We start from the raw sequence: 20033 nt of genomic DNA, 5'->3' as shown, positions 1-20033 counted from the left end.
GGGCTGAGCACCAGGGCCGAGCGTCGGCCCGAGCCGAACGCGGCGCCGGTCACGGACCCCGGGACCGGCGCCGCGGCATGTGCGCGGCCGCCGCGTCGCTCCGGGCGTACGTCCGGGTGTCACGTGGGCGTGTGCACCGTGGCGAGGTCGGCGATGCCGGAGACGGCCAGCACGGGCGCGAGCAGGGCGCCGGCGAGGATCTCCAGGCGGTCGGCGTGCTCGAACAGCACGTTGAGGGCCGCGCTGTCGAGGTATTCCACCCGGGTGAGGTCGAGGACGACCCGGCCGGGCGTGCCCCGCAGGGAGTCGGCCAGCACCCCGGCGTTGCTCATGTCGATCTCACCGACCGCGGTGAGCTGCGCGGTGCCGTCGGGCCGCCGGCCCGGTGTCAGTGTCAGCGGTGTGGTCATCACACGATCCTGGTGTGCATGTCGACGGTGGTGCCGACGGGGCCGGGGGTGATGGTGACGTCCTGCATGAGGGCGTGCATCAGTTGCACGCCCCGTCCGCGGTGGGGGTTCAGCTCCGGTCGGGGGGTCTTCCAGCGGCCGCTGTCGGAGACGGTCAGCCGCAGGGTGTCGGCGAACGCCTCGGCGCGCAGGGTGATGGGGGCGCCGGGGGCGTCGCGGTGGCCGTGCTCGATGGCGTTGGCACACGCCTCACCGGCGGCGACCAGGACGTTCTGCACGGTGCGGGGCGGCAGGTCGCACCGGCCGAGCCAGTCGCGCAGTGCTCCGCGCACGACCGCCAGCCGGGACGACTCGGCGGGGAACGACACCTCCAGGGGCGCCGGGTGGCGGTACAACAGCAGGGCGACGTCGTCGTCGTAGCCGCCCTCGGGGACCATCCGGTCCATCACGTGCGCGGCGAGGTCACCGAACACGACGTCCCGGGCCTGTACGAGGGCGGCGCCGGCGAGCTCGATGCCGACGCTCAGGGGGCGGCCGCGGCGTTCGACGAGCCCGTCGGTGTACAGCAGCAGGGTCGCGCGCGGCGGGATGGTGCAGGTGGCTTCGGGGCGCGGCGTCCCGGGGCGGGCGGCCAGCGGCAGGGAGCGGCCGTCCTCCAGGAGGGTGACGGTGCCGTCGGGACCGGCGAGGACGCCCGGCGGGTGCCCGGCGCTGGAGTAGCGCAGTTGCCCGGTCGTGGCGTCCAGGACGCCGCAGAAGACGGTGGTGCACAGCGCGCCGGGCACGCCCACGGCGAACCGGTCGAGGGCGAGCAGGGCCTGGGCGGGGCCGGCGTCCTGCAGCAGCAGCGCGCGGCACGCGCTGCGCAACTGCCCCATGACGGTGGCGGCTTCCAGGCCCCGGCCGACGCAGTCGCCGACGATGATGCCGATGCGGCCGTCGGGCAGCGCGACGGTGTCGTACCAGTCGCCGCCGACCTCCAGGGGCGGGGTGGCCGGTTCGTAGGCGACGGCGAAGCCGTTGGGCAGCCGGGACGGGCCGAGGATGGCGCGCTGCAGGGCGATGGCGGTCTCGCGCTGCTGGTCGATCTGCTGGGCCCGGGCGAGTCCCTGCGCCAGGTGGCCGGCGAGCAGGGAGAGCAGCAACTGGTCCTCGCCGGTGAAGGGCCGGGACTCCCCCGGGTCGACCCAGAGGGCGAGCGGCCCGTCGGGGTGCTCCAGCAGGGTGCCGGCGCCGCTGCTGCCGGCGAGGGGGGTGAGCAGCGGGCGCTGCCGCAGGCCGGTGAGCGCCGCACGCTCCTCGGGCTCCAGCTCCTGCCAGGTCAGGGACTTCTCGGTGGAGACCAGGGTGGCCGCTCCCCCGTCGCCGCCGGGGTCGAAGACCGCCGCGAGGACCCGCCGGGCCCCCCAGAGCTTCTTCAGTTCGTCCAGGGCGCCGTCGAGTGCGTCGGCCAGTCCGGTCGCCCGGGACAGCCGGGTGCTCAGGGCGGCGAGGGCGCTGTCGCGCTGGACGGCGTAGTGCTCGGCCGTCACGTCGCGGAAGGTGCCCACGACGACGGTGCGGCCGGTGTCGGGGTCGCGGACCCGGCTGAACGCGGCGCTGATCCACAGCCGGTGGCCGTCCCGGTGCCGGACGGGCACGGTCTGGGTGCCGCGCGTCTCGGCGACGAGCCGGCGGAAGGCGGCGGTGGCCTTCGCGTGGGCGTCGGGGTGGGACTCGGCGTCGGGCCACCACGGCTTGACCGCCTCGTAGGGCAGTCCTTCGGGGCCGTAGCCGAGGATGTCGGTGAACGCCCGGTTGATCTCGATGACGGCGCCGTCCTCGTCGCAGACGAAGAACGCCTCCTGCAGGGAGTCGATCAGGGCGGCCCGCCAGCGGGCGTGGTGGCCGCGCAGCCGGGCCAGTTCGATGGCGGCCCGGACCCGGGCGAGCAGTTCGGCGGCGGCGAACGGCTTGACGAGGTAGTCGTCGGCGCCGGCCCGCAGGCCCTCGATGGAGGCTTCCTGCCCGGCCCGCGCGGACAGCAGCAGGGCCGGTACGGACGCGGTGCGCGGGTCGGCGCGCAGCGCGCCGACGAGGGCGAGGCCGTCCAGGCCGGGCATCATCACGTCGCTGACCACGAGGTCCGGCGCGTGCCTGCGGGCGGCTTCCAGCGCCTGCCGGCCGTCCCGGACCGCGTCGACGCGGTAGCCCGCGCCGCGCAGCAGCCGGGTGAGGTACTCGCGCATGTCGGCGTTGTCGTCGGCGACCAGGACGCGCGCGGCGTCGGCCGGGGAGGCCGTCCGGGCGGCGACGTCCGGGTCCCCGGCGAGGGTGACGGGGTCCGGCCCGGCCGGCGTCTCGTCGTCGGGCAGCCAGCGCAGGGCCTCCCGTACGTAGGGGTCGGCGGTGCCGGAGGGCGCGTCGGAGCCCGTCGCGGGGACGACGGCGCCGGCGGGCAGGTGCGCGGAGCCGAAGGGCAGCCTGATCGTGAAGCGGGTTCCCTCGCCCTCGACGGAGGTCGCGTCGATCGTGCCGCCGTGCAGGGTGACGAGTTCCTTCACCAGGGCGAGGCCGATGCCGCTGCCCTCGTGGGACCGCGACCGCGCGTTCTCGATGCGGTGGAAGCGCTCGAACAGGCGGGGCATCTCCTCGGCGCAGACGCCGATGCCGGTGTCCTCGACGGTCACCACGGCCTCGCCCTCGCCGGTGTGCACGGCGAGGGCGACGGACCCCTCGAAGGTGAACTTCAGGGCGTTGCTGAGGAGGTTGAGGACCACCTTCTCCCACAGCCCCCGGTCGACGTACACCGGTTCGGGCAGGGGTGGGCAGTCGACCTCGAAGCGCAGCCCGGCCCGCTCGACGGCGGAGCGGAAGACACTGGCGAGTTCCGCGGTGACGGCGGCGAGGTCGACCGGTTCGTACCGGGCCTCCATGCGGCCGGCCTCGATGCGGGAGAAGTCCAGGAGCGTGTTGACGAGCTTGCCGAGACGCAGTCCGTTGCGGTGGACGACGTCCAGGTCCTCGGACAGTTCCGGATCGGCGGGGGCGAGCCGGGCGGTCAGCTCCTCCACCGGTCCCATGATGAGCGCGAGGGGGGTGCGGAACTCGTGGCTGACGTTGGAGAAGAACGTGGTCTTGGCGCGGTCCAGCTCGGCGAGTTCCTCGGCGCGGCGCTGCTGGGCCCGGTAGCTGCGTGCCCCGGCGATCCCGGCGGCCACGTGCCCGGCGACCAGGTCGAGGAACGTGCGGTAGCCCTCGTCCAGGGGGCGGTAGCGGTTGAGTCCGGCCACCAGGAAGCCGTACGGCGATCCGCCCTGGCGCAGCAGGGGCACCGCGAGCGCGTGCGTGGGCGGTTCGGCCCATGCGCCGGACGGTGGATCGGGGTACCGGGCGCCGTGCAGCGGCACCAGGACCGACTCGCCCCGGGCCGGCTCGGTCACCGGCCAGGGCGCGTCGCGGTCCGCGGTGAGGGCCGGCGCGAGCAGCGGGTGTCCGGCCGGTACGCCGGTGGTGGCGGCGAGGCGGGCGTCGCCGCCGTCCTCGAACAGGTACGTCAGGGTGAACGGCAGGTCGTAGGGGTTGAGGCCGAGCTGGGTGCCGGCGAAGTCGAGCATCTCCTGTTCGGTGCGCACCACGCTCGGGTCGGAGCCCAGGTCGCGCAGGGTCGCCATCCGGCGCTCGCCGATGACGCGGTCGGTGTCCTCGCTGACCACGCAGAGCATGCCGACGACCCGGCCCGCGTCGTCGTGCAAGGGGCTGTAGGAGAAGGTGTGGTACGTCTCCTCCGCGTAGCCGGAGCGCCTCAGGAACAGCCGCAGTGCCTGGTCCCACGTCGCCTTGCCCGTGGTGAGCACGGTGTCGATGCGCGGGCCGATGTCGTCCCAGATCTCCGCCCAGACCTCCCGCGCGGGGCGGCCCAGCGCCCAGGGGTACTTCTGGCCGAGGGTGTCGCGGCGGTAGGCGTCGTTGCAGAAGAAGGTGAGGTCGGGGCCCCATGCCATCCACATCGAGAACTTCGACGACAGCAGGATGCTCACCGCGGTGCGCAGGCTCTGCGGCCAGTCCTCGGGCGGACCCAGGGGGGTCGCGGCCCAGTCGACGGCGGCGAGGTGGCGGCCGACCTCGGCGTCGGCGGCGAAGACCTCGCTCCGGGGCGATGCGCCGGGTGCGGCGTCGTCGGGAGGCGTCACCGGTCCCTTTCTTTCGGTGGGCGGGGTCAGAATAGGACAGCCCCCGGGCTGCTGCCGGGGGAACGGCCATCAGGTACCCGCGCCTCCGACCAGCACGCCCGCAAGCGCGGGTCGGAGGCCCGTCGCCCGCGTCGCCCGGACCGTTGCGCCGACCGGGGTGGCCCGGCGCAGCGGTCGGATGTGAGGATGGCTCCATGCATGCGGCCCCTGATACGAAAGTGCACGTCACCCGCCACGAGGACACCTTTGTGATCACGGTGCGCGGCGAAGTGGACCACGACGACACGGAGGACTTCGTCGAGGCGTGGGCCGCTGCCGACCGGGCGGCCCTGCCGACCACCGCGGTGGACCTCTCCCAGATCACCTTCGCGGACAGCATGCTCCTCAACGCCCTCCTCGACGCGCGGCGCCGTCACGCGGACAGCGGCCGTGAACTCGTCCTGCTGGGTCCGCTTCCGCCGCCGGTGAGCCGTCTGCTGACGGTCAGCGGCACCCTGGAGCACTTCGCGGTCGCCGACCCCGGCGACGGTGTCGCCGCTCCCCCCGTCGCGCGCCCCGACCCCGACGGCCGAGAAGACGACCACCGTGAGTGACCGAGACCGACAGAACTGCGACTGCGCGTGAACACAGGACTCTCCCGTACAACCCTCAGGGCCCCTTCGACCGTCATCCCGCTCGTGCGACAGACAGTGAACGACCACGACACGTCGGCGGCCGTCCGGTACTGCGTGGTCTGGGACGGCGCGGGCGTGGCGATCGGCGATGCCCGGCGGGCGGTGCGCACGCTCCTCGCGCGGGTCGGCCACCCGGCCGAGGAGCGGGCGAGCCAGGACGCCCAGCTGGTGGTCAGCGAACTGGTCACCAACGCGGTACGGCACGCGCCCGGCGACGGCGGTCTGCTGCTGGAGCTGACGCCCGACGCCGGGGTGCTCACGGTGACGGTGCGCGACAGCTCACCCAGCGAGCCGCAGCAGCGCCCCCACGACGCGGGGCGCGTCGGCGGTCACGGCATGTACCTGGTCGCCCGGCTGTGCGAGCGCGTGCAGACCGTCGCCCTCGCCGACGGCAAGCAGGTCATAGCCCGGATGGTGCTGAACCGGACCGTCTGAGGGCGCCCCGCGCGGCCGGCCCCAGGGCCGTCAGGGGACGCCCGCTTCGGTGGCGCCGTCGTCCTGCTCGGCCTCCACGGCTTCCTCGCGGTGTCCCCCCGCGGTGAGGTGGTCCAGCACGTTGGTCATCGTGAGCATCCGCTCCAGGAACTCCGGCCGGTGGTCCAGGTGCAGGAGCGCACCGGCCGCACTGGTCCGGCGGTGGATCATCAACAGGGCGGACAGTCCCGTCGAGTCGATGTACCCCAGGTCCCGGAAGTCCAGCCGGACGTCGCGGAAGGCACACGGTTCGGTCAGTTGCTCGACGACGGCTCTGAGCAGGTCGTCGCTGGTGTCGTAGTCGAGTTCGCCGGACACCCGCACGGTGAGCGTGAGGGGGTCGCGCAGGACGGTGAGGACGAACTCGTCGGAATGCAGATCGGTCATACGCCAAGGTCGGGGCCGAGGACAGGACGGGGGGCGGGCCGGCCGCGCACGGCGGCACTGCCCTGTTCGATGAGGCTCACGGTGCGTGGGAAGTCACGGAGTTGGCCGGCCAGGGCGTCCAGGCCCGCCAGCAGGGAGTGCGGGGGCACGTGCCGGGCCTCCAGCACGCCCGCGGTCCACTCGAGGAAGCCGGTGAAGACCTCGGGGTCGTCGACGTACAGGGCGGTCGCCAGGTAGTCGACGATGTGGGCGAGGTCCTCGGCGGTGCGCTCACGCTGGACGTCGCTGTAGTGGCGGACGGCCGGGAAACGCGTCTCCAGTTCGACCAGGGTCTGCTTGACGAGCTGCGGACGGGACTGGACGACCATCGTGTACTCCTGGTCGACCAGGTGCGGGAGGTCCTCGGAGACCTGCCGTACGGCCGCCGGGCGGGGCCGGGCGAGTCCCGCCGCGAGCACCTCGACCGCGCCGCGGGCGTCGGGCGCCCACCGGTCGGCGCCCAGGGCCCGCGCGTACCGGCCTCCCGGGCCGAAGGCGCGGCCGCCGGCCAGGACGGGCACGCCGATGGCCTGACAGGCCGTCACGGCCGCGTGCGCGGTCGGCAGGTGGGTGGCGATGGACCCGGACAGCAGCACCGCGTCGGGGTCGGTGTGGTGCAGGTGGGCGACCAGGTGCGGAGTGGGGGTCTGGGCGCCTAGGTAGTCCACGCGCCACCCGTGCAGGCCGAGGACCTCGGCGACGAGCCGGGCGGGGAACGCGTGCCACTCGCCGTCGATGCAGCTCACCGTCACCCGGCCCCGCGGGGCCTGCGTACGCCCGGCGGCACGGCGGCGGTCGGCCAGGGAGGCGACGACCCGTTCGTTGATGGCCGTCGCGGCGTGTTCCTGGGCCACGGTGAGGCGGTCGGCGGCCCATTCGACGCCGATCTTCTCCTGGACGCGCGCGATCACCTCCAGCAGCAGGGTCTGCTCGTCCACGCCGTCGGCCGCGGCCGCGTGGACGACGTCGACGGCCCGGTGTTCCTCGCCGTCGACCACCGCCTGCCACAACTGCTCCCTGAGCCGGTCCGCGAGCCGGTTCTCGGGGGTCCCGCCCCTCACCTGTTCCTCCGCCCTTCCTGGCCGCTCGCCCGCCCGTTGACGACCGTCAGACGTCCGGTCTTCGGAGCCGTGATGGCGACGGCGGCCATGTCGTCGTGACGTCCGGCCCCCACCCACTGGGAAGCCAGCATCTGCACCCGCTCCACGACCGCCTCCGCGGGCATGCCCGCGCACTGCGTGAGGGCGCGGCGCAGCCGGTGGTCGCCGAAGAGGTCGTCGCCCAGCGGGCCGCCGCGGGCCTCCGTGATGCCGTCGGTGAACAGCAGGCAGGTCTCGCCGGGCGCGAGCACGGTCCGCACCGTGGAGGCCGTGACCGCCGGCAGCGCCCCGACCAGGGTGCCGCGGGTGTCCACCTCCTCCACCGTGCCGTCGTTGCGGACGATCAGCGGCGGCAGGTGCCCGGCGCTCGTCAGCCGCAGGTGCACCTTCCCGCCGCGGCGGGACACCGAGGCGAGGACGAGGGTGGCGAAGCGGGTGTGCCGGGAGGTGAGCAGCGCGCCGTTGAGCAGGTTGAGCAACCGCTCGTGGTCGTCGGCCAGCGGCAGCAGGGCGTGCAGGGTGTTGCGGATCTTGCCGGTGAGCACGGCCGCGTCGAGGCCCTTGCCGGCGACGTCGCCCAGGACCACCAGGGATTCCTGGGAGGGGTGGGCGGCGGGGTGGACGTCGTAGAAGTCGCCTCCCACCCGGTCCTGTTCCTTCGCCGCGCGGTAGCCCCCGGCGAAGTCGACGCCGTGCACGGAGGTCAGCGTCGGCGGGAGGAGTTCCTGCATCAGCGTCTCGGTGATGCGGGTCTGTTCGCTGTACAGCCGGGCCGCCGACAGGGCGGCGCCGGCCCGGGCCGCGAACAGGCGCGCGAAGAGCTCCTCGCCCTCGGTGAAGGCCTGCTCGGTGCTGGAGCGCAACAGGATCAGCGCGCCCGCGGGCACGCCGTGACCGGGCAGCGGGGTGACGATCACCGAGCCCACGGGCCCGGCGAAGCCGTCGGGCACCGCCCAGTCGGGGAGGTCGTCGGGGTTGATCCAGCGGGCCGGCACCGGCGGGAAACCCTGGAGGGCCTCGCCCAGGCCCGGTACGGCGGCCACGTCGATCCGCTGGGTGACATGACTCACCCGTCCACCGCGCTGGGCGTGGGTCAGCGGGTACCGGCGCCCTTGCGACGGAGCGACCAGAACGGCGGCTTCGGCGAGGTGTTCGGCGGCCATCGCGGTGGCGGTCTCCATGCAGCGGGCCACGTTCAGCGTCGACAGGAGCGTGCTCGACACCTCGGTGAGTATCCGGGAGCGCCCCTGGGCGTCGTCCAGTGCCTGGGCCAGGCGGCGGTCGGTCTCCTCGACCAGCCACCACACCACGTCGCCGTCGGCGCCGGGCGTGGGGTGCGCCGCGAAGAAGCGGTCGTCGATGCTGCCCGCGAGGGGCGCGTCGGCCGGGGCGTGCAGCCCCTGGGTGACGCGCAGGTGGGCGTCGGAGAGCCAGACCGGGACCCGCCGGTCCAGGGGCTCACCGTCGACGGCGCCAGGCAGCAGGGTGCGGGCCGCGCCGTTCATCCGGACGAGGCCGCCGTCGCGGTCGGCGACGAGGACAGGACAGGGGGCGTCAGACCACGTCGTGCCGACCGTGCGGTCGGCGTCGGACGGGCGGGCGGGAATGCCGCGGGAAACAGCCACAAGCGGAGGCACGCATCGTGCGCACCTCACCACCTTCCTGCGATGGGAAAAAGATGTCGTACGGCAACCGTCCCGCATCTCCTCCCGGGTTGCAACCTCCTCCTTCCGGTATCACCGTGACAGCACCCATCAGAATGACCCGAAACGTGACCGGCGCGGCGAATGGTAACGAGGCCGCCCCGCGCGCCAGTAACCTTGTCACCCGGCCCGGTGTCCCCTCGCCAAGGTGTTCGCCCCAGCGACAGCCCGGCCGGTGATCCGGAGGTACGGCCGTGCTGCATGTCACCGACCGCGCAGGTGACCATGTCACCGCGAGGCTGCCGGAGGACGTCGACCTGGACACCACACCCGGTCTGCGCGCGGTGGGCGACCGGATGATCGACGAGGGCTGCCGGCACCTCACCCTGGACGCCTCCGGCGTGGTGACCCTCGACTCCACCGGGATCACCGCGCTCATCGCCTGGTACCAGCGCCTGCTGCCGCTCGACGGCTCACTGACGGTGACCGGTCTGAGCGATCACCTCTCCGCGCTGCTGGTGCGTCTCGGCCTGCACGGCGTCATCACCGAGCCGGACGCTCCCGTGACCGGCCCGCCCAGCGGCGTGTGACGACCCGTCGGAAGCCGCCTGTCCGTCCCGCGCCCGTCCCGCGCCGAAAGCTCGTCAGGATCCCTGAGCAACAGACACGTTTGTACGCGCGTATTCGGTACACACGATGTTCTGACACGTTCTTTATACGACGAGACGGAGACGCACATGGGCATCCTCGCGTGGATCATCATCGGTCTGCTCGCCGGCGCCATCGCCAAGGCCATCATGCCGGGCAAGGACCCGGGCGGCATCATCATCACCATGCTCATCGGCATCGCCGGCGGTCTGCTCGGCGGCTGGCTGGGCAAGGTGATCTTCGGCGTCGACTCCGTCGACGGGTTCTTCGAGCTGTCCACCTGGATCGCCGCCATCGTGGGCTCCCTCATCCTGCTCGCGCTGTACCGGGTCTTCACGGGCAACCGACACTCGCACCGTCACGCCTGACCCTGACGCGGCAGCTACCGCGACACCACACGACGGCTCCCACCTGCCGGGCAGGGGGAGCCGTCGGTGTGTGTGCGGGGCCTTCCGATTCCGACCGGACGAGCCCTGCACGCGCACGAGTTCGTTCCGGCGGCGTCAGCCTTCCGTGCCGCGGGCGATGCGGTAGAGCACCTGCGGACGCAACGGACCCTCGGGTGCGGTGGGGTCGTCGAAGTCGCCGTCCGGGTCCCGGGTCATGCCGATCCGGCGCATCACCGCCTGGGAACGGAAGTTGGTGGCCGTGGTGACGGCGAGGATCTCAGGGAGGCGGAGGGCGTCGAATCCGAACGTCAGGACGGCGGACGCGGCCTCGGTGGCGTAGCCGTGCCCCCAGGCCGGGCGGGCGAGCCGCCAGCCGATCTCCACGCCGTCGAACGGCAGGCCGTCGTCCACCGGGTCCAGGCCCGCGAAACCGATGAACTCCCCCGTGGCCGCCACCTCGACGGCCCACCATCCGTGGCCCCGCTGCTCGAACTCGGCCCGGAACCGCGCCACGGAGGCGTCGCTCTGCTCACGGGTCAGCAGGTCGCCCAGGTGTTCCCGGACCTCGGGATCGGCGTTCATCGCCGCCCACGGTGCGAGGTCGGAGTCACGCCATCGACGGAGGGCGAGGCGGTCGGTGCGCAGTTCGGTCATGGCGCCCAGCCAAGGTGACGCGCTCCCCCGGCGCAATCCGATTTGGCCGACCGGAGAGGGCTAGAGACGGACGGGGCCCGGATCGCGGTGGTCGTCGGTGCCGGCGGGTTCGTCGGTCAGCGCGATGCGCGCCGTGATGCGCTTGCCCACCGGTTCCTGCTCGACGAAGAAGCCCTCGGCGATCGCCTTGACGATCTCCAGACCGTGCTGGCCGATGCGGCCCGGGTCGGCCGGGCGTGCCTCCGGGACCGTCGGGTCGCTGTCCCACACCACCACCTCGACGGCCCGGGTGGTGAGGCGCAGCTCCATCATGATCGGCCCTGGCGCGTACTTGCGGGAGTTGGTGACCAGTTCGCTGACCACGAGCTGGGTCAGGTCCCTCGTGCGGTCGGAGACGGGCACGTGGTGGTCGGTGCCGGCGCTGTCGAGGAAGGCGGCGGCGTGGTCGCGCGCCTGCGCGATGCAGCCGTTCTCGTCGCGCAGCGCGTGGCCCACGCGCATCAGGTGCGCGTCCGGCCCCGGGCAGCCGTCACCGTCTGTTGGAGAAGTCACTGGCCTCGCCCTCACTCCCCGTTCACACGGGCGCCCGTACCCGTCAACTCGTACCGCATGCCACACCGTTCGCCGAAGCCACCCGGGTGCACCAGAACCGGACAGTGCCGACCGCGGTCCTCACGCACGTCGGCCCCGGCCGGCCCGAAAGCCGTCCCGGGGTCGGTCGGCGGCGCCGCCGCCGGTCGCACGGAGGTCATTCGGGCGGATCCGTCCGTGCCTGGAGCTGCTGCCAGCAGTGGTGGACGTACCGTTCGGCCTCCTGCACGGCCGAGCGGGCGGTCTGGTCGTCCGGGACGGTGACCGGGACCGTGGCGCGCGCCACGCCCCGGCGGACGGGGACCCGGGCGCCGGCGTGCCGCCGGCCCTGGTGGAGGACCGCGGCCCGGGCCACCAGGACCGCGGCGACGACTGCCGCGGCGGTCAGTGCGGCGGCTACTTGCTGATCGGACATGGGCGCCTGGGTACTCCGTTCGGTTCTCGGTCGGGGCAGGGCGAAGGCCGACGGTCACCCGACGCGTCGGCCCTCCCCTCGCTTCGGCGGTACTGCCGACCCCCGTCAGCCCTTGCGGCGGAAGGCCAGCCACGCCACCACGGCCACGCCTGCGGCCACCAGCAGCGCCTTGCGGTTGTCCCGCGCCAGTCGTGCGCCCTGAGCGGCCTTCTGCCGCACCGGCTCGGGTGCCTTGTCCTGCCAGAGCTGTCCGGCCTGGCCGGCCGCGGTCCGGGCCTGTTCGGCGGCCTGGGCCGCCTTGTCCTTGACCGGGTCGGGCAGCTTGTCCTGCGCCTGGTGCGCCAGTTCGGCGGCCTTGGCCTTCAGCTCACCGGCCTTCAGGGCGGTCTGCTCCTTCAGCTCGGCGGCCTTCGCCGTGGCCTGCTCCTTGACCTCGGCCGCCTTGGCGGTGGCCTGCTCCTTGACCTCGGTGGCCTTCGCCGTGGCCTGCTCCTTCACATCGGTGGCCTTCGCGGCGGCCTGTTCCTTCACCTCGGCGGCCTTCTCCTGCGTGCGCGCCTTGACGTCGGCCTTGGCCGCCAGCGCCTCGACCGTCTGCCCGAGTTCGGCCCTGGTCTGCTCGACCTGCTCCCGCAGTTCCTCCGGGCTGCCGGCGGTGGGCTCGTCGTGCGGCGGTTGGGTCATCGGTGTGCACTCCCCTTGATCTCGGCCACGTCGGCCTTCACGTTCTCGATCGTCTGCTCGGGCTTGGGCGGGGCGGCCTGCTGCATCTGCTTCTTGCCGCTCAGGGCCATCACCGCGGCGATCACCCCGAGCACCGCTGTGACGATGAGCGCCGCCGCCCACACCGGCAGCGGGACCGCCAGCGCCGCGATGGCGGTGGCGACCAGCGCCTGGAGCATCAGGAAGCCCACGACCCCGGCGCCGCCGAACAGGCCACCGCCCTTGCCGTAGCGCTTGCCCTTCTCCTTCATCTCCGCCTGCGCCAGCCTCATCTCGCCGCGCACCAGCTCCGTCAGCTGCTGCGAGGCCCGTTGGACCAGCTCGCCCACCGGCTCCTGGCCGGTGCGCGCGGTGCTGCTGCCGGCTTCGGCATAGTGCGGCTGCGTGTTCGACACAGCGGTCACCTCCCGTCCCTGTCCGTAGCGGTCGGCCCGGCTCTCCTGGTGGCCGGCCGTCCCCTGAGCGCGCGAGTACCCCGAACTGTCGAGTTCAGGGCGTGCGAACACGGTCAGGTACGGATCCCGGACCGGGATGCCCCCGGTGGCGTGCCGACGTTCACACGACCCTTACACGCCCGCGTCGGGTCCTGCCGTGAGGGTGGGCACCCGTGGGGAGGTCGTGAGCCGAGGAGGGAACGTCGTTGTGATGGTCATTGCGGTCCTGGTCCTGCCCGCGCTGGGGCTGACGCTCCTGCTGATGGACCGAGTGGAGAACTGGATGTCCGGGCCGTCCGCGACGCCCCGGCACGCGGGCGCACGGCGTCATCTGCGGCTGATCCCCGGTGGACGGCAGTCGTCCTCGGCCTCCCGGGCGGCGCACGCCTCGGGCGCGCGCCACCGCGACGCGGCGTGAGGCGCGGTTCGGGGCGACGGGGTGGCCCGAGCCTTGCGCGACGAAGGTGAGCCCCAGAGCCCCAGCCGGGCTCAGGGGCGCTAAGCCGCCAGCGTCGCGGTGCCCTTGGCCGCGTCCAGGCGTTCGGTGCGGCAGCGGTCGAGCAGGGCGTCCGCCTCGCTGAGCGCTTCCTCGACGGTGGTGGTGCCGGTCATCGCGCACAGCGCCCGGGTGACGTCCTCCAGGGCCAGGCTGGTGGTGCCGGTGGGGCGTACGTCGTGCTCGATGCGCACCTGCGCGAACCGAGCCAGCGCGGTCCGCAGGTCCTTCTCCGCCGGAAGCAGCATCACGATCCCTCTTCTCATCCGCACACACCCGCACCCGTGGCCGTGCTCCAGGAGCAGCGGACGGCCGGTGACACGACCGGGACCGCGCCCCGAGCCGGGCGGCGCCGGCACGCCTACGTGTTCCCCGAGTTCACAGGCGTACACCTGTCACCCACCGGGGAACGGGTGCAAGGGTGACACCGGTACCGGTGGCCGAACGCCTCACCGGGGTGCGTGTCGCCGACTATTTCCGGGAGCGCCCACCGGGGTTCGGACACGCGGCGGGGCCCGGCCGTGAGTCGGCCGGGCCCCGCGTGTGTGCCGTGGGTGAGGTGGACGTCACCACCTGTACCAGCGGCCGCGGCCACCGCCTGCGCTGGTGGACCGCATGACGAAGCCGAGAAGCCACACCACCAGGACGGCGATGGCGATCCACCACAGGATCTTCACGGCGAAACCGGCGCCGAACAGAATCAGCGCGAGAAGCAGAACGAGAAGCAAAGGAACCATGGTTGTCGACCTCCTGCGCTTCGTCTGCCCTGCGTCCGACCCTTCATGCCCGGACCTCGCCTTGTTCCCGCAGGGGTCAGGACCGGGTGGCCTTGTCGCTGTCCGGGTGCAGGGTGAAGATCTGGTCGAGGCCGACCATGTGCAGGATGCGCCGGGTGTGGGCGGGGACCGCGACCAACACCACCTCGGCACGGGCGGCTTGGGCGTGGCTGTGGGCGGCGATCAGGGCGGTGATGCCGCTGGAGTCGCAGAACTCGAGCCCGGCCAGGTCCAGCACGAGGCGCCGGCCCGGCGGGACGACGAGCCGGCTGATGTGTTCCCGCAGCTCGGGAGCGTGGACGAAGTCGAGGTCGCCGACGACCTCCAGGACCGGACCGGTCTCGGCGTCACGCCTGATGATCTTCAGTGGGCTCATCGTCCGTCCGGCGCCGTGCGGTCGGCGGGGATGCCGAGGGCGAGCAGGGCGGTGTCGTCGTCGAGCCCGTCGCCGAACCCCTCCAGCAGGTTGATCAGCGCCTCGACCAGGTCTTTCGCGGCCCGCCCGGCGTGCGCGGCCACGAAGCCGCGCAGGGCCTCCTCGCCGAACAGGCTGGTGCGGTCGCTCCCCGTACGGGCCTCGGTGAGGCCGTCGGTGTAGAGCAGCAGGGTGTCGCCGGGGGCCAGCACGGCCGTGGTGGTGACGAACCGCGCCGCGGGCAGGACGCCGACCAGCAGACCGCCGGGTGTGTGCAGGGAGTCCACCGTGCCGTCGGCGCGGACGACGAGCGCCGGCGGGTGGCCGCCCGAGGCGAGGTGGACGCGCATCCGGCCGGTGGCCGCGTCGGGCTCCAGCGTGCCGAACACCGCGGTGCAGAAGCGGGGGTCTCCGCTGCCCGTGTAGCGCTCGTGCAGCACCTTGTTGAGGGTGGTGAGGGTGGCGACGGGGTCGGGGTCGTGCACGGCGGCGGCACGCAGCGTGTAGCGGGTCAGTGAGGTGACCGCGGCCGCCTCGGGCCCCTTGCCGCACACGTCGCCGAGGAAGAACCCGAACCGCTTGCCGTCGACCGGGAAGACGTCGTAGAAGTCGCCGCCGAGCTGGTCGGGGGAGGCCGTGTGGTAGTGCGTGGCCGCCTCCACGCCGGGGATGGCCGGCAGGGTGTCCGGCAGCAGCGACTGCTGGAGCACGGCCAGCGCGTGCTGCAGACGGGCCCGGTCGGCCTCGGCCCGGCGGCGGGCCTCCTCGGCGACCTTGCGGCCGCGCAGGAGCTCCTCCTCGTAGGCGCGCCGGTCCCGGGCGTCGAACACGGTGGTGCGGATCAGCAGGGGCTCGCCGGTGGTGCCGTGTTTGACCGCCGACGACACGAGGACGGGGATGCGGCCGCCGCCCGACTGCCGCATCTCCAGGGCGATGCCGCTGATCTCCCCCTGCATCCGCAGCAGCGGAGCGAAGTGGGTCTCGTGGTAGAGCTTGCCGCCCACGGACAGCAGGTCGCTGAACCGCATCCGGCCCACGACCTCCTCGCGGCGCAGGTCGAGCCAGGTCAGCAGGGTCTCGTTGATCTTGGCGACGGTGCCGTCCATCAGCGTGGACAGGTAGCCGCAGGGCGCGTTCTCGTAGAGTTCCTCGACGCTGTCCTCCAGGAGGGAGGCGAACGCCGCGTGCGAGACCCCTCCGTCCCCGGCACCGTGGGGATCCGGTTGTTCCCCGGCGGAGCACATCATCACAGCGCCGTCAGGAAGGACCTGATGGCCGCGTTGGTGGCCTCGGGCGCGGACAGGTGCGGGCAGTGCCCGGTCGCCTCCAGGGTCACGAGGGTCGAGCCGGGGATCGAGCGGTGCACGAAGGCGCCGACCTCGCGGGGCGCGATGACGTCCTGGGTGCACTCGAGGACCAGCGTCGGCACGGACACGGTCTTCAGGTCGTCCCGGGAGTCCGACAGGAACGTGGTGCGCGCGAAGACCCGCGCCATGTCCGGGTCGGTGGCGCAGAAGCTGTTCTTCAGCTCGTCGCCGAGTTCGGGCCGCTCCGGGTTGCCCATGATCACCGGGGCCATGACGGCCGACCAGCCCAGGTAGTTCGACTCCAGGGAGTCCAGCAGTTCGTCGATGTCCGCCGCGCTGAACCCGCCCCGGTAGTCCTCGTCGTCGATGTACCGCGGGGACGGGCCGACCATCACCAGCGCGCCGATCCGCTCGGGGACCCTGGCGGCGGCGAGCACGCCGATCATCGCGCTGACCGAGTGGCCCACGAACACCGCGTCGTCGAGGTCCAGCGCCTCGCAGACGTCCACCACGTCCTGGGCGTAGCCGTCCAGGGAGGCGTAGCGCTCCTCGGAGAAGGCGGAGGCGTCGGCGCGGCCGGAGCCGACGTAGTCGAACAGCACCACACGGTAGTCGTCCGACAGGGCGGGCACGGTCAGCCGCCACATGTTCTGGTCGCAGCCGAACCCGTGGGCCAACACGACCGTCCGGCCGTTCGGGTTGCCGGTGACGGTCACGTTGTTCCGACGGATTATGTCCATGCGCACCAGTCTCTCAGTAACCAGGGTTCGGGCCGACCGCCCGGTCTGGGACGCCACGGTCCCACGGAGGGTAACGCGTACGGCGCGCCGGTGCGTCGGTGCGTCGGCTCGTACGACGCGTCGACGCGCAGGGAGCCGGTCCTGGCCGGGCGGCCCGCTCAGACGTGCGCGAGGAGGAGGTCGAGCGGGGCGGGGGTGCGGTCCGGGTCCAGCGCCTCGACCAGGACCCGGCCGTAGTGGATCTTCCGGCCCGACTTCGTGCCCAGAAAGCGCCTCAGCTGCTCCGGGGCGGGGCGGCCCTGCTGGGCGGGCTGGTGCAGGAAGGTCTGCAGGGGGCGTTCCTCGCCCTGCGCCCGGACGAGTTCGCACACCCGCGGCACGCCCAGGGCGCGGATCAGTTCGTCCTCCAGGTCCGCGGCGCACACGAAGACGTCGCCGGCCGCCCCTGCGTGCTCCAGGGCGCGGTCGTAGTACCGGCGCTCCCCCGCGTCGCACAGGCCGGTGAGGCGCAGGCCGAGGCCGGCCGGCCCAAGCAGGCGGGCGAAGCGGCCGACGTTGGTCGCGCCGCCCATCGGCAGCACGCAGACGCCCTCGGCGGCCAGGTCCCGGCCGCGGCGCGCGGCCAGCGCGTCGACGGCGGCGGCGTCGCTCAGCCCTTCGAGCAGGACGGCCGACCGGACGGGCAGCCGTGCGGCCAGCTCCCGGGCCAGGTCGCCCCGGCCCTCGGAGCCCGTGGCCGACCATGCGGTGACCGCCTCACGGAACGCCCCCATGTCAGCCATGGGGAGAGTCTTCGCCTTCCGCCCCGCACGCGCCAGGCATTTTCGCATCGTCTCCGGTCGTCCTCGATCGCCCTCGGTCGCCGGTGATCGCACCGGGTGACCACGCGGGTCCGGGCCCGTGCGTACCGGCGCGCGGACGTGCGGGAATCCCTCTACACGGTGCGCCCCTCCCCCGTCCACACCCTGCTGACCCGCGCCTTTCGCTGTGCCATGCTCTACGCGTGACGCCACGGGAAGAGCCGCTCCGGCAGCAGGCGGGGTCCGAGTCCTCCGCCCTGGCCAAGGTGGTGGCCCGCCAGCGGGCCGAGATCGTCGACCTGCAACGGGTCGCCGCGCTGCTGCCCGTGCTGGAGCGCGCCAAGGGTGCCGTGATGGTGCAGGAGGGCTGCTCCGCGGAGGATGCCTACGAGCAGCTCCTCGAGCGGTCCGTCGCCGCCGACCGCACGCTCGTCGAGGAGTGCTGGCTGACCCTGGGGGCCATCCGTCCGCTGCGGGGCCGGCGCGGGCGACGGCGGCGGCGTCCGCAGCCCGTGCCCGGTGGTTCGGCGTTCGCGTCCGAGCAGTACCTGGTTCCCGCCGGGCCGGCCGAGCCGGGCGCCGCCCCCGGTTCCGCCCGCGAGGCCGCCCTGCTGCTGGGCCGGCTGGGCCTGGGGCTGGCCACGGTGCGGGACCGGCAGGCGCTCGCGCACTGCCTGCTGGACCACCTGGCGGGCGGCGCCGGGATCGAGGCCGTCCTGGTCTACAGCGCGACCGGCGACGGGATGCGGCTGACCGGCCACGCCGGTGTGGACGTGGTCGAGGCGGCCCGGTGGGACGGCCCGGGCGCCGGCGGGCGGGCGTCCGCCCGCGATCCGCAGCAGGGGCCCAAGCCGGTCTGGGTGGAGGGGCCCGAGGCGCACGAGGCCTACGACGTGCCCGACGGCGCCGCGCGCCGGTGGCCCGCGCGGGCCTGGCTGCCGGTGGAGGCCGGGGGCGAGGTCGACGAGGTCGTCGCCGTCCTGCGCGGCACCGACCGGCCGTTCACCCCCGTGGAGCGCGAACTGCTCGTCGGAGCGGTGCAGTTGTGCGCCGGCCGGATGGCGACGCTCGACTCGGCGCCGCCGCACCGCGACCCGTCCGTCGACAGCGTGCAGCAGATCCTCGACGCCCTGCCCGGGTCGGTGATCCTGCTCGCTCCCCTGCACGGACCGGACGGCACCCTGGAGGACTTCCGCATCGAGGCGGCGGCGCCCGAGTCGGTGGACGTCGCGGGCCGCCGGGGACGCGGACTGGTCGGACTGAGAGTGCTGGAGTGCTACCCGACCTTCGCCGGAACGGAGTTGTGGGAGGGCTACCAGGAGGTCCTCGCGACCGGCAAGCCGTTCGCGAGCGGGCCGTTCACCTACGAGGAGGTCGTGGCCGGCGTCCCGCACCACTCCAGCTACTCGCTGCGGGTGTCCCGGCTGGGCCACCACCTGGTGGTGTCCTGGATCCGCCACGACGTCGTCGACCGGCAGGAGCGCCGGCTGGCCGCCGTGCAGCGCCTGGGCAACCTCGGCTGGGCCGACTGGGACCTGGTGACCGACACCATCACCTGGTCCCCGCACGTGTTCACCATCTTCGACCGGGACGAGAGCCTCGGCCCGATGCGGCTGGAGGACCTGCCCGAGCACGTCCTGCCCGAGGACCTGCCGCAGCTCACCGACGCGGCCCAGCGGCTGCTGAGCGACGGCGACGCGATCGACCAGCCGTTCCGCATCACCACCCGCGGCGGGGTGCGTCACCTGCGCATCGTCGCCGAGGCGGTGACCGACGCGGACGGTACGCCGCTGGAGGTGCACGGTTTCTTCCAGGACCTCTCCGGCCAGCGGGACGCCGAACTCGCCCTGCTGAGCAGCGAACGCGCGGTCTCCGCGCAGCGCGGCCTGCTCCAGGCGGAGCGCCGGATGGCCGCCCGGCTGCAGCAGGCGCTGCTGCCGCTGCCGACCGGCCCCACGCGGCTCGCCGGTCTGTGGTCCAACGCCCTGTACCACCCGGCGGAGCGCGGGATCAGCGTGGGCGGCGACTGGTACAGCGCCGTCGAACTGCCCGACGGCGACGCCCTGTTCGTCATCGGTGACGTGATGGGCCACGGCATCAGCGCGGTGGCGACGATGGCGCAGTTGCGCTTCACCGCCAAGGGCATGATCGTCACCGGGTCCTCCCTCACCGACGCGCTGACCCGTCTCAACGCCCTGCTGATGCACCTGAACTCGCCGTCCGGCAAGCACACCACGGCCACCATGACCGTGGCCCGCTACCGTCCCGCCGACCGCGTCCTCACCTGGGCCCAGGCGGGCCATCTGCCGCCCCTGCTGGTCCGGGACGGCCGGGCCCGGACCGTCGAGCGCCCGGCGGGCATCCTGCTCGGCGCCACCGAGACCCCGGTGTTCGGCGAGGCCACCCTGCGACTCCAGGACGAGGACCAGCTGTTGTTCTTCACGGACGGGCTGATCGAGCGCCCCGGGCAGGACCTGCGGACGGGGCTGGAGACGCTGGCCACGGCGGCCGAGGCCCTGCTGCACACCGCCGAGGCGGACAGCCTGCCCGCCCTGCACGCCGCGCTCGCCGTGACCGAACACCGCGACGACGTCTGTGCGCTGCACATCAGCCTCCCGTCGCAGCGCGCCGGCGACTGACCCCCGACTGACGGCTGTCGGCGCCGGGTATCCGGGACGGGGGGCGCTGTCCGGCGGGTTCACGCCGCGCGGGGTCACTCCCCGTACGCGTGCGCTCACTTGACCGA

The 20033-nt window shown here is 73.3% G+C and carries 22 protein-coding genes; 6 read left to right on the top strand and 16 right to left on the bottom strand.

What is annotated here, in order from left to right; all coding sequences use genetic code 11:
* Window positions 1-119: 119 nt before the first annotated feature.
* Both E4U92_RS18885 and E4U92_RS18880 read right to left on the bottom strand, forming a co-directional pair.
* The gene (locus tag E4U92_RS18885) at window positions 120-410 is read right to left on the bottom strand and encodes an STAS domain-containing protein (RefSeq protein ID WP_137301610.1); all 291 of its coding nucleotides are present in this window, start codon (window positions 408-410) and stop codon (window positions 120-122) included.
* The gene (locus E4U92_RS18880; RefSeq protein WP_373311619.1) at window positions 410-4399 is read right to left on the bottom strand and encodes a SpoIIE family protein phosphatase; all 3990 of its coding nucleotides are present in this window, start codon (window positions 4397-4399) and stop codon (window positions 410-412) included. Before E4U92_RS18880 ends, E4U92_RS18885 begins: the two co-directional genes overlap by 1 nt.
* 377 nt (window positions 4400-4776) lie before the next feature.
* On the opposite strand from E4U92_RS18880, the gene E4U92_RS18875 reads away from it, so the two are divergent.
* Window positions 4777-5175: an STAS domain-containing protein gene (locus E4U92_RS18875; protein WP_174863934.1), complete on the top strand. Its 399-nt coding sequence runs from the start codon at window positions 4777-4779 to the stop codon at window positions 5173-5175.
* Window positions 5176-5259: 84 nt separating this feature from the next.
* A complete protein-coding gene (locus E4U92_RS18870; protein ID WP_229862955.1) occupies window positions 5260-5691 on the top strand; it encodes an ATP-binding protein in 432 nt (143 codons plus the stop codon).
* 30 nt (window positions 5692-5721) lie between these two features.
* On the opposite strand, the gene E4U92_RS18865 is transcribed toward E4U92_RS18870, so the two are convergent.
* Genes E4U92_RS18865 through E4U92_RS18855 form a run of 3 tightly spaced genes read right to left on the bottom strand, consistent with a single transcriptional unit; the run spans window position 5722 to window position 8881 of the window.
* Window positions 5722-6117 (bottom strand): STAS domain-containing protein, encoded by a 396-nt coding sequence (locus tag E4U92_RS18865; RefSeq protein ID WP_137301607.1) that lies wholly within the window; start codon window positions 6115-6117, stop codon window positions 5722-5724.
* Window positions 6114-7217 (bottom strand): cobalamin B12-binding domain-containing protein, encoded by a 1104-nt coding sequence (locus tag E4U92_RS18860; RefSeq protein WP_137301606.1) that lies wholly within the window; start codon window positions 7215-7217, stop codon window positions 6114-6116. The genes E4U92_RS18865 and E4U92_RS18860 overlap by 4 nt, the downstream gene beginning before the upstream one ends.
* Window positions 7214-8881: a PP2C family protein-serine/threonine phosphatase gene (locus E4U92_RS18855; RefSeq protein WP_373311607.1), complete on the bottom strand. Its 1668-nt coding sequence runs from the start codon at window positions 8879-8881 to the stop codon at window positions 7214-7216. Before E4U92_RS18855 ends, E4U92_RS18860 begins: the two co-directional genes overlap by 4 nt.
* A 272-nt stretch (window positions 8882-9153) precedes the next feature.
* Between E4U92_RS18855 and E4U92_RS18850 the strand changes: the two genes are divergently transcribed.
* Window positions 9154-9489: an STAS domain-containing protein gene (locus E4U92_RS18850; protein WP_137301604.1), complete on the top strand. Its 336-nt coding sequence runs from the start codon at window positions 9154-9156 to the stop codon at window positions 9487-9489.
* A 147-nt stretch (window positions 9490-9636) separates the two neighbouring features.
* Entirely contained in the window at window positions 9637-9915 is a 279-nt protein-coding gene (locus tag E4U92_RS18845) for a GlsB/YeaQ/YmgE family stress response membrane protein (protein WP_137301603.1), read from the top strand.
* A gap of 135 nt (window positions 9916-10050) precedes the next feature.
* Here the strand turns inward: E4U92_RS18845 and E4U92_RS18840 are convergent, their stop codons facing one another.
* From E4U92_RS18840 to E4U92_RS18820, 5 genes are all read right to left on the bottom strand, one after another.
* The gene (locus tag E4U92_RS18840) at window positions 10051-10590 is read right to left on the bottom strand and encodes a GNAT family N-acetyltransferase (RefSeq protein WP_137301602.1); all 540 of its coding nucleotides are present in this window, start codon (window positions 10588-10590) and stop codon (window positions 10051-10053) included.
* Window positions 10591-10650: 60 nt separating this feature from the next.
* The gene (locus tag E4U92_RS18835) at window positions 10651-11142 is read right to left on the bottom strand and encodes an ATP-binding protein (protein ID WP_373311605.1); all 492 of its coding nucleotides are present in this window, start codon (window positions 11140-11142) and stop codon (window positions 10651-10653) included.
* Window positions 11143-11338: 196 nt separating this feature from the next.
* The gene (locus tag E4U92_RS18830) at window positions 11339-11596 is read right to left on the bottom strand and encodes a hypothetical protein (RefSeq protein WP_137301601.1); all 258 of its coding nucleotides are present in this window, start codon (window positions 11594-11596) and stop codon (window positions 11339-11341) included.
* A gap of 105 nt (window positions 11597-11701) precedes the next feature.
* Window positions 11702-12280, bottom strand: coding sequence for a DUF3618 domain-containing protein (locus tag E4U92_RS18825; protein ID WP_137301600.1), 579 nt, complete (start codon window positions 12278-12280; stop codon window positions 11702-11704).
* On the bottom strand, window positions 12277-12648 hold the full coding sequence (locus E4U92_RS18820) for a phage holin family protein (RefSeq protein ID WP_067229004.1): 372 nt from the start codon (window positions 12646-12648) through the stop codon (window positions 12277-12279). Before E4U92_RS18820 ends, E4U92_RS18825 begins: the two co-directional genes overlap by 4 nt.
* Window positions 12649-12964: 316 nt before the next feature.
* Between E4U92_RS18820 and E4U92_RS18815 the strand changes: the two genes are divergently transcribed.
* On the top strand, window positions 12965-13171 hold the full coding sequence (locus E4U92_RS18815) for a hypothetical protein (protein ID WP_210718835.1): 207 nt from the start codon (window positions 12965-12967) through the stop codon (window positions 13169-13171).
* 80 nt (window positions 13172-13251) lie between these two features.
* Here the strand turns inward: E4U92_RS18815 and E4U92_RS18810 are convergent, their stop codons facing one another.
* The 6 genes from E4U92_RS18810 to E4U92_RS18785 form a co-directional block, all read right to left on the bottom strand.
* Complete coding sequence (locus E4U92_RS18810; RefSeq protein ID WP_137301716.1) at window positions 13252-13497, bottom strand: DUF5133 domain-containing protein; 246 nt, start codon at window positions 13495-13497, stop codon at window positions 13252-13254.
* 318 nt (window positions 13498-13815) lie between these two features.
* On the bottom strand, window positions 13816-13986 hold the full coding sequence (locus tag E4U92_RS18805; protein ID WP_067228451.1) for a hydrophobic protein: 171 nt from the start codon (window positions 13984-13986) through the stop codon (window positions 13816-13818).
* A gap of 76 nt (window positions 13987-14062) precedes the next feature.
* Window positions 14063-14401, bottom strand: coding sequence for an STAS domain-containing protein (locus E4U92_RS18800; protein ID WP_137301598.1), 339 nt, complete (start codon window positions 14399-14401; stop codon window positions 14063-14065).
* The gene (locus E4U92_RS18795; RefSeq protein ID WP_137301715.1) at window positions 14398-15684 is read right to left on the bottom strand and encodes a SpoIIE family protein phosphatase; all 1287 of its coding nucleotides are present in this window, start codon (window positions 15682-15684) and stop codon (window positions 14398-14400) included. Before E4U92_RS18795 ends, E4U92_RS18800 begins: the two co-directional genes overlap by 4 nt.
* Window positions 15685-15686: 2 nt before the next feature.
* Window positions 15687-16487 (bottom strand): alpha/beta fold hydrolase, encoded by an 801-nt coding sequence (locus tag E4U92_RS18790; protein ID WP_137301597.1) that lies wholly within the window; start codon window positions 16485-16487, stop codon window positions 15687-15689.
* A 158-nt stretch (window positions 16488-16645) separates the two neighbouring features.
* Window positions 16646-17269 (bottom strand): TOPRIM nucleotidyl transferase/hydrolase domain-containing protein, encoded by a 624-nt coding sequence (locus E4U92_RS18785; RefSeq protein WP_137301596.1) that lies wholly within the window; start codon window positions 17267-17269, stop codon window positions 16646-16648.
* 221 nt (window positions 17270-17490) lie between these two features.
* Between E4U92_RS18785 and E4U92_RS18780 the strand changes: the two genes are divergently transcribed.
* Window positions 17491-19926: a SpoIIE family protein phosphatase gene (locus E4U92_RS18780; RefSeq protein ID WP_229862951.1), complete on the top strand. Its 2436-nt coding sequence runs from the start codon at window positions 17491-17493 to the stop codon at window positions 19924-19926.
* The last annotated feature ends 107 nt before the right edge of the window (window positions 19927-20033 follow it).

The sequence above is a fragment of the Streptomyces galbus genome (assembly GCF_005280195.1).
GTDB classification, from domain to species: Bacteria; Actinomycetota; Actinomycetes; order Streptomycetales; family Streptomycetaceae; genus Streptomyces; species Streptomyces galbus.
This window is presented reverse-complemented; position numbering and strand designations above follow the sequence as displayed.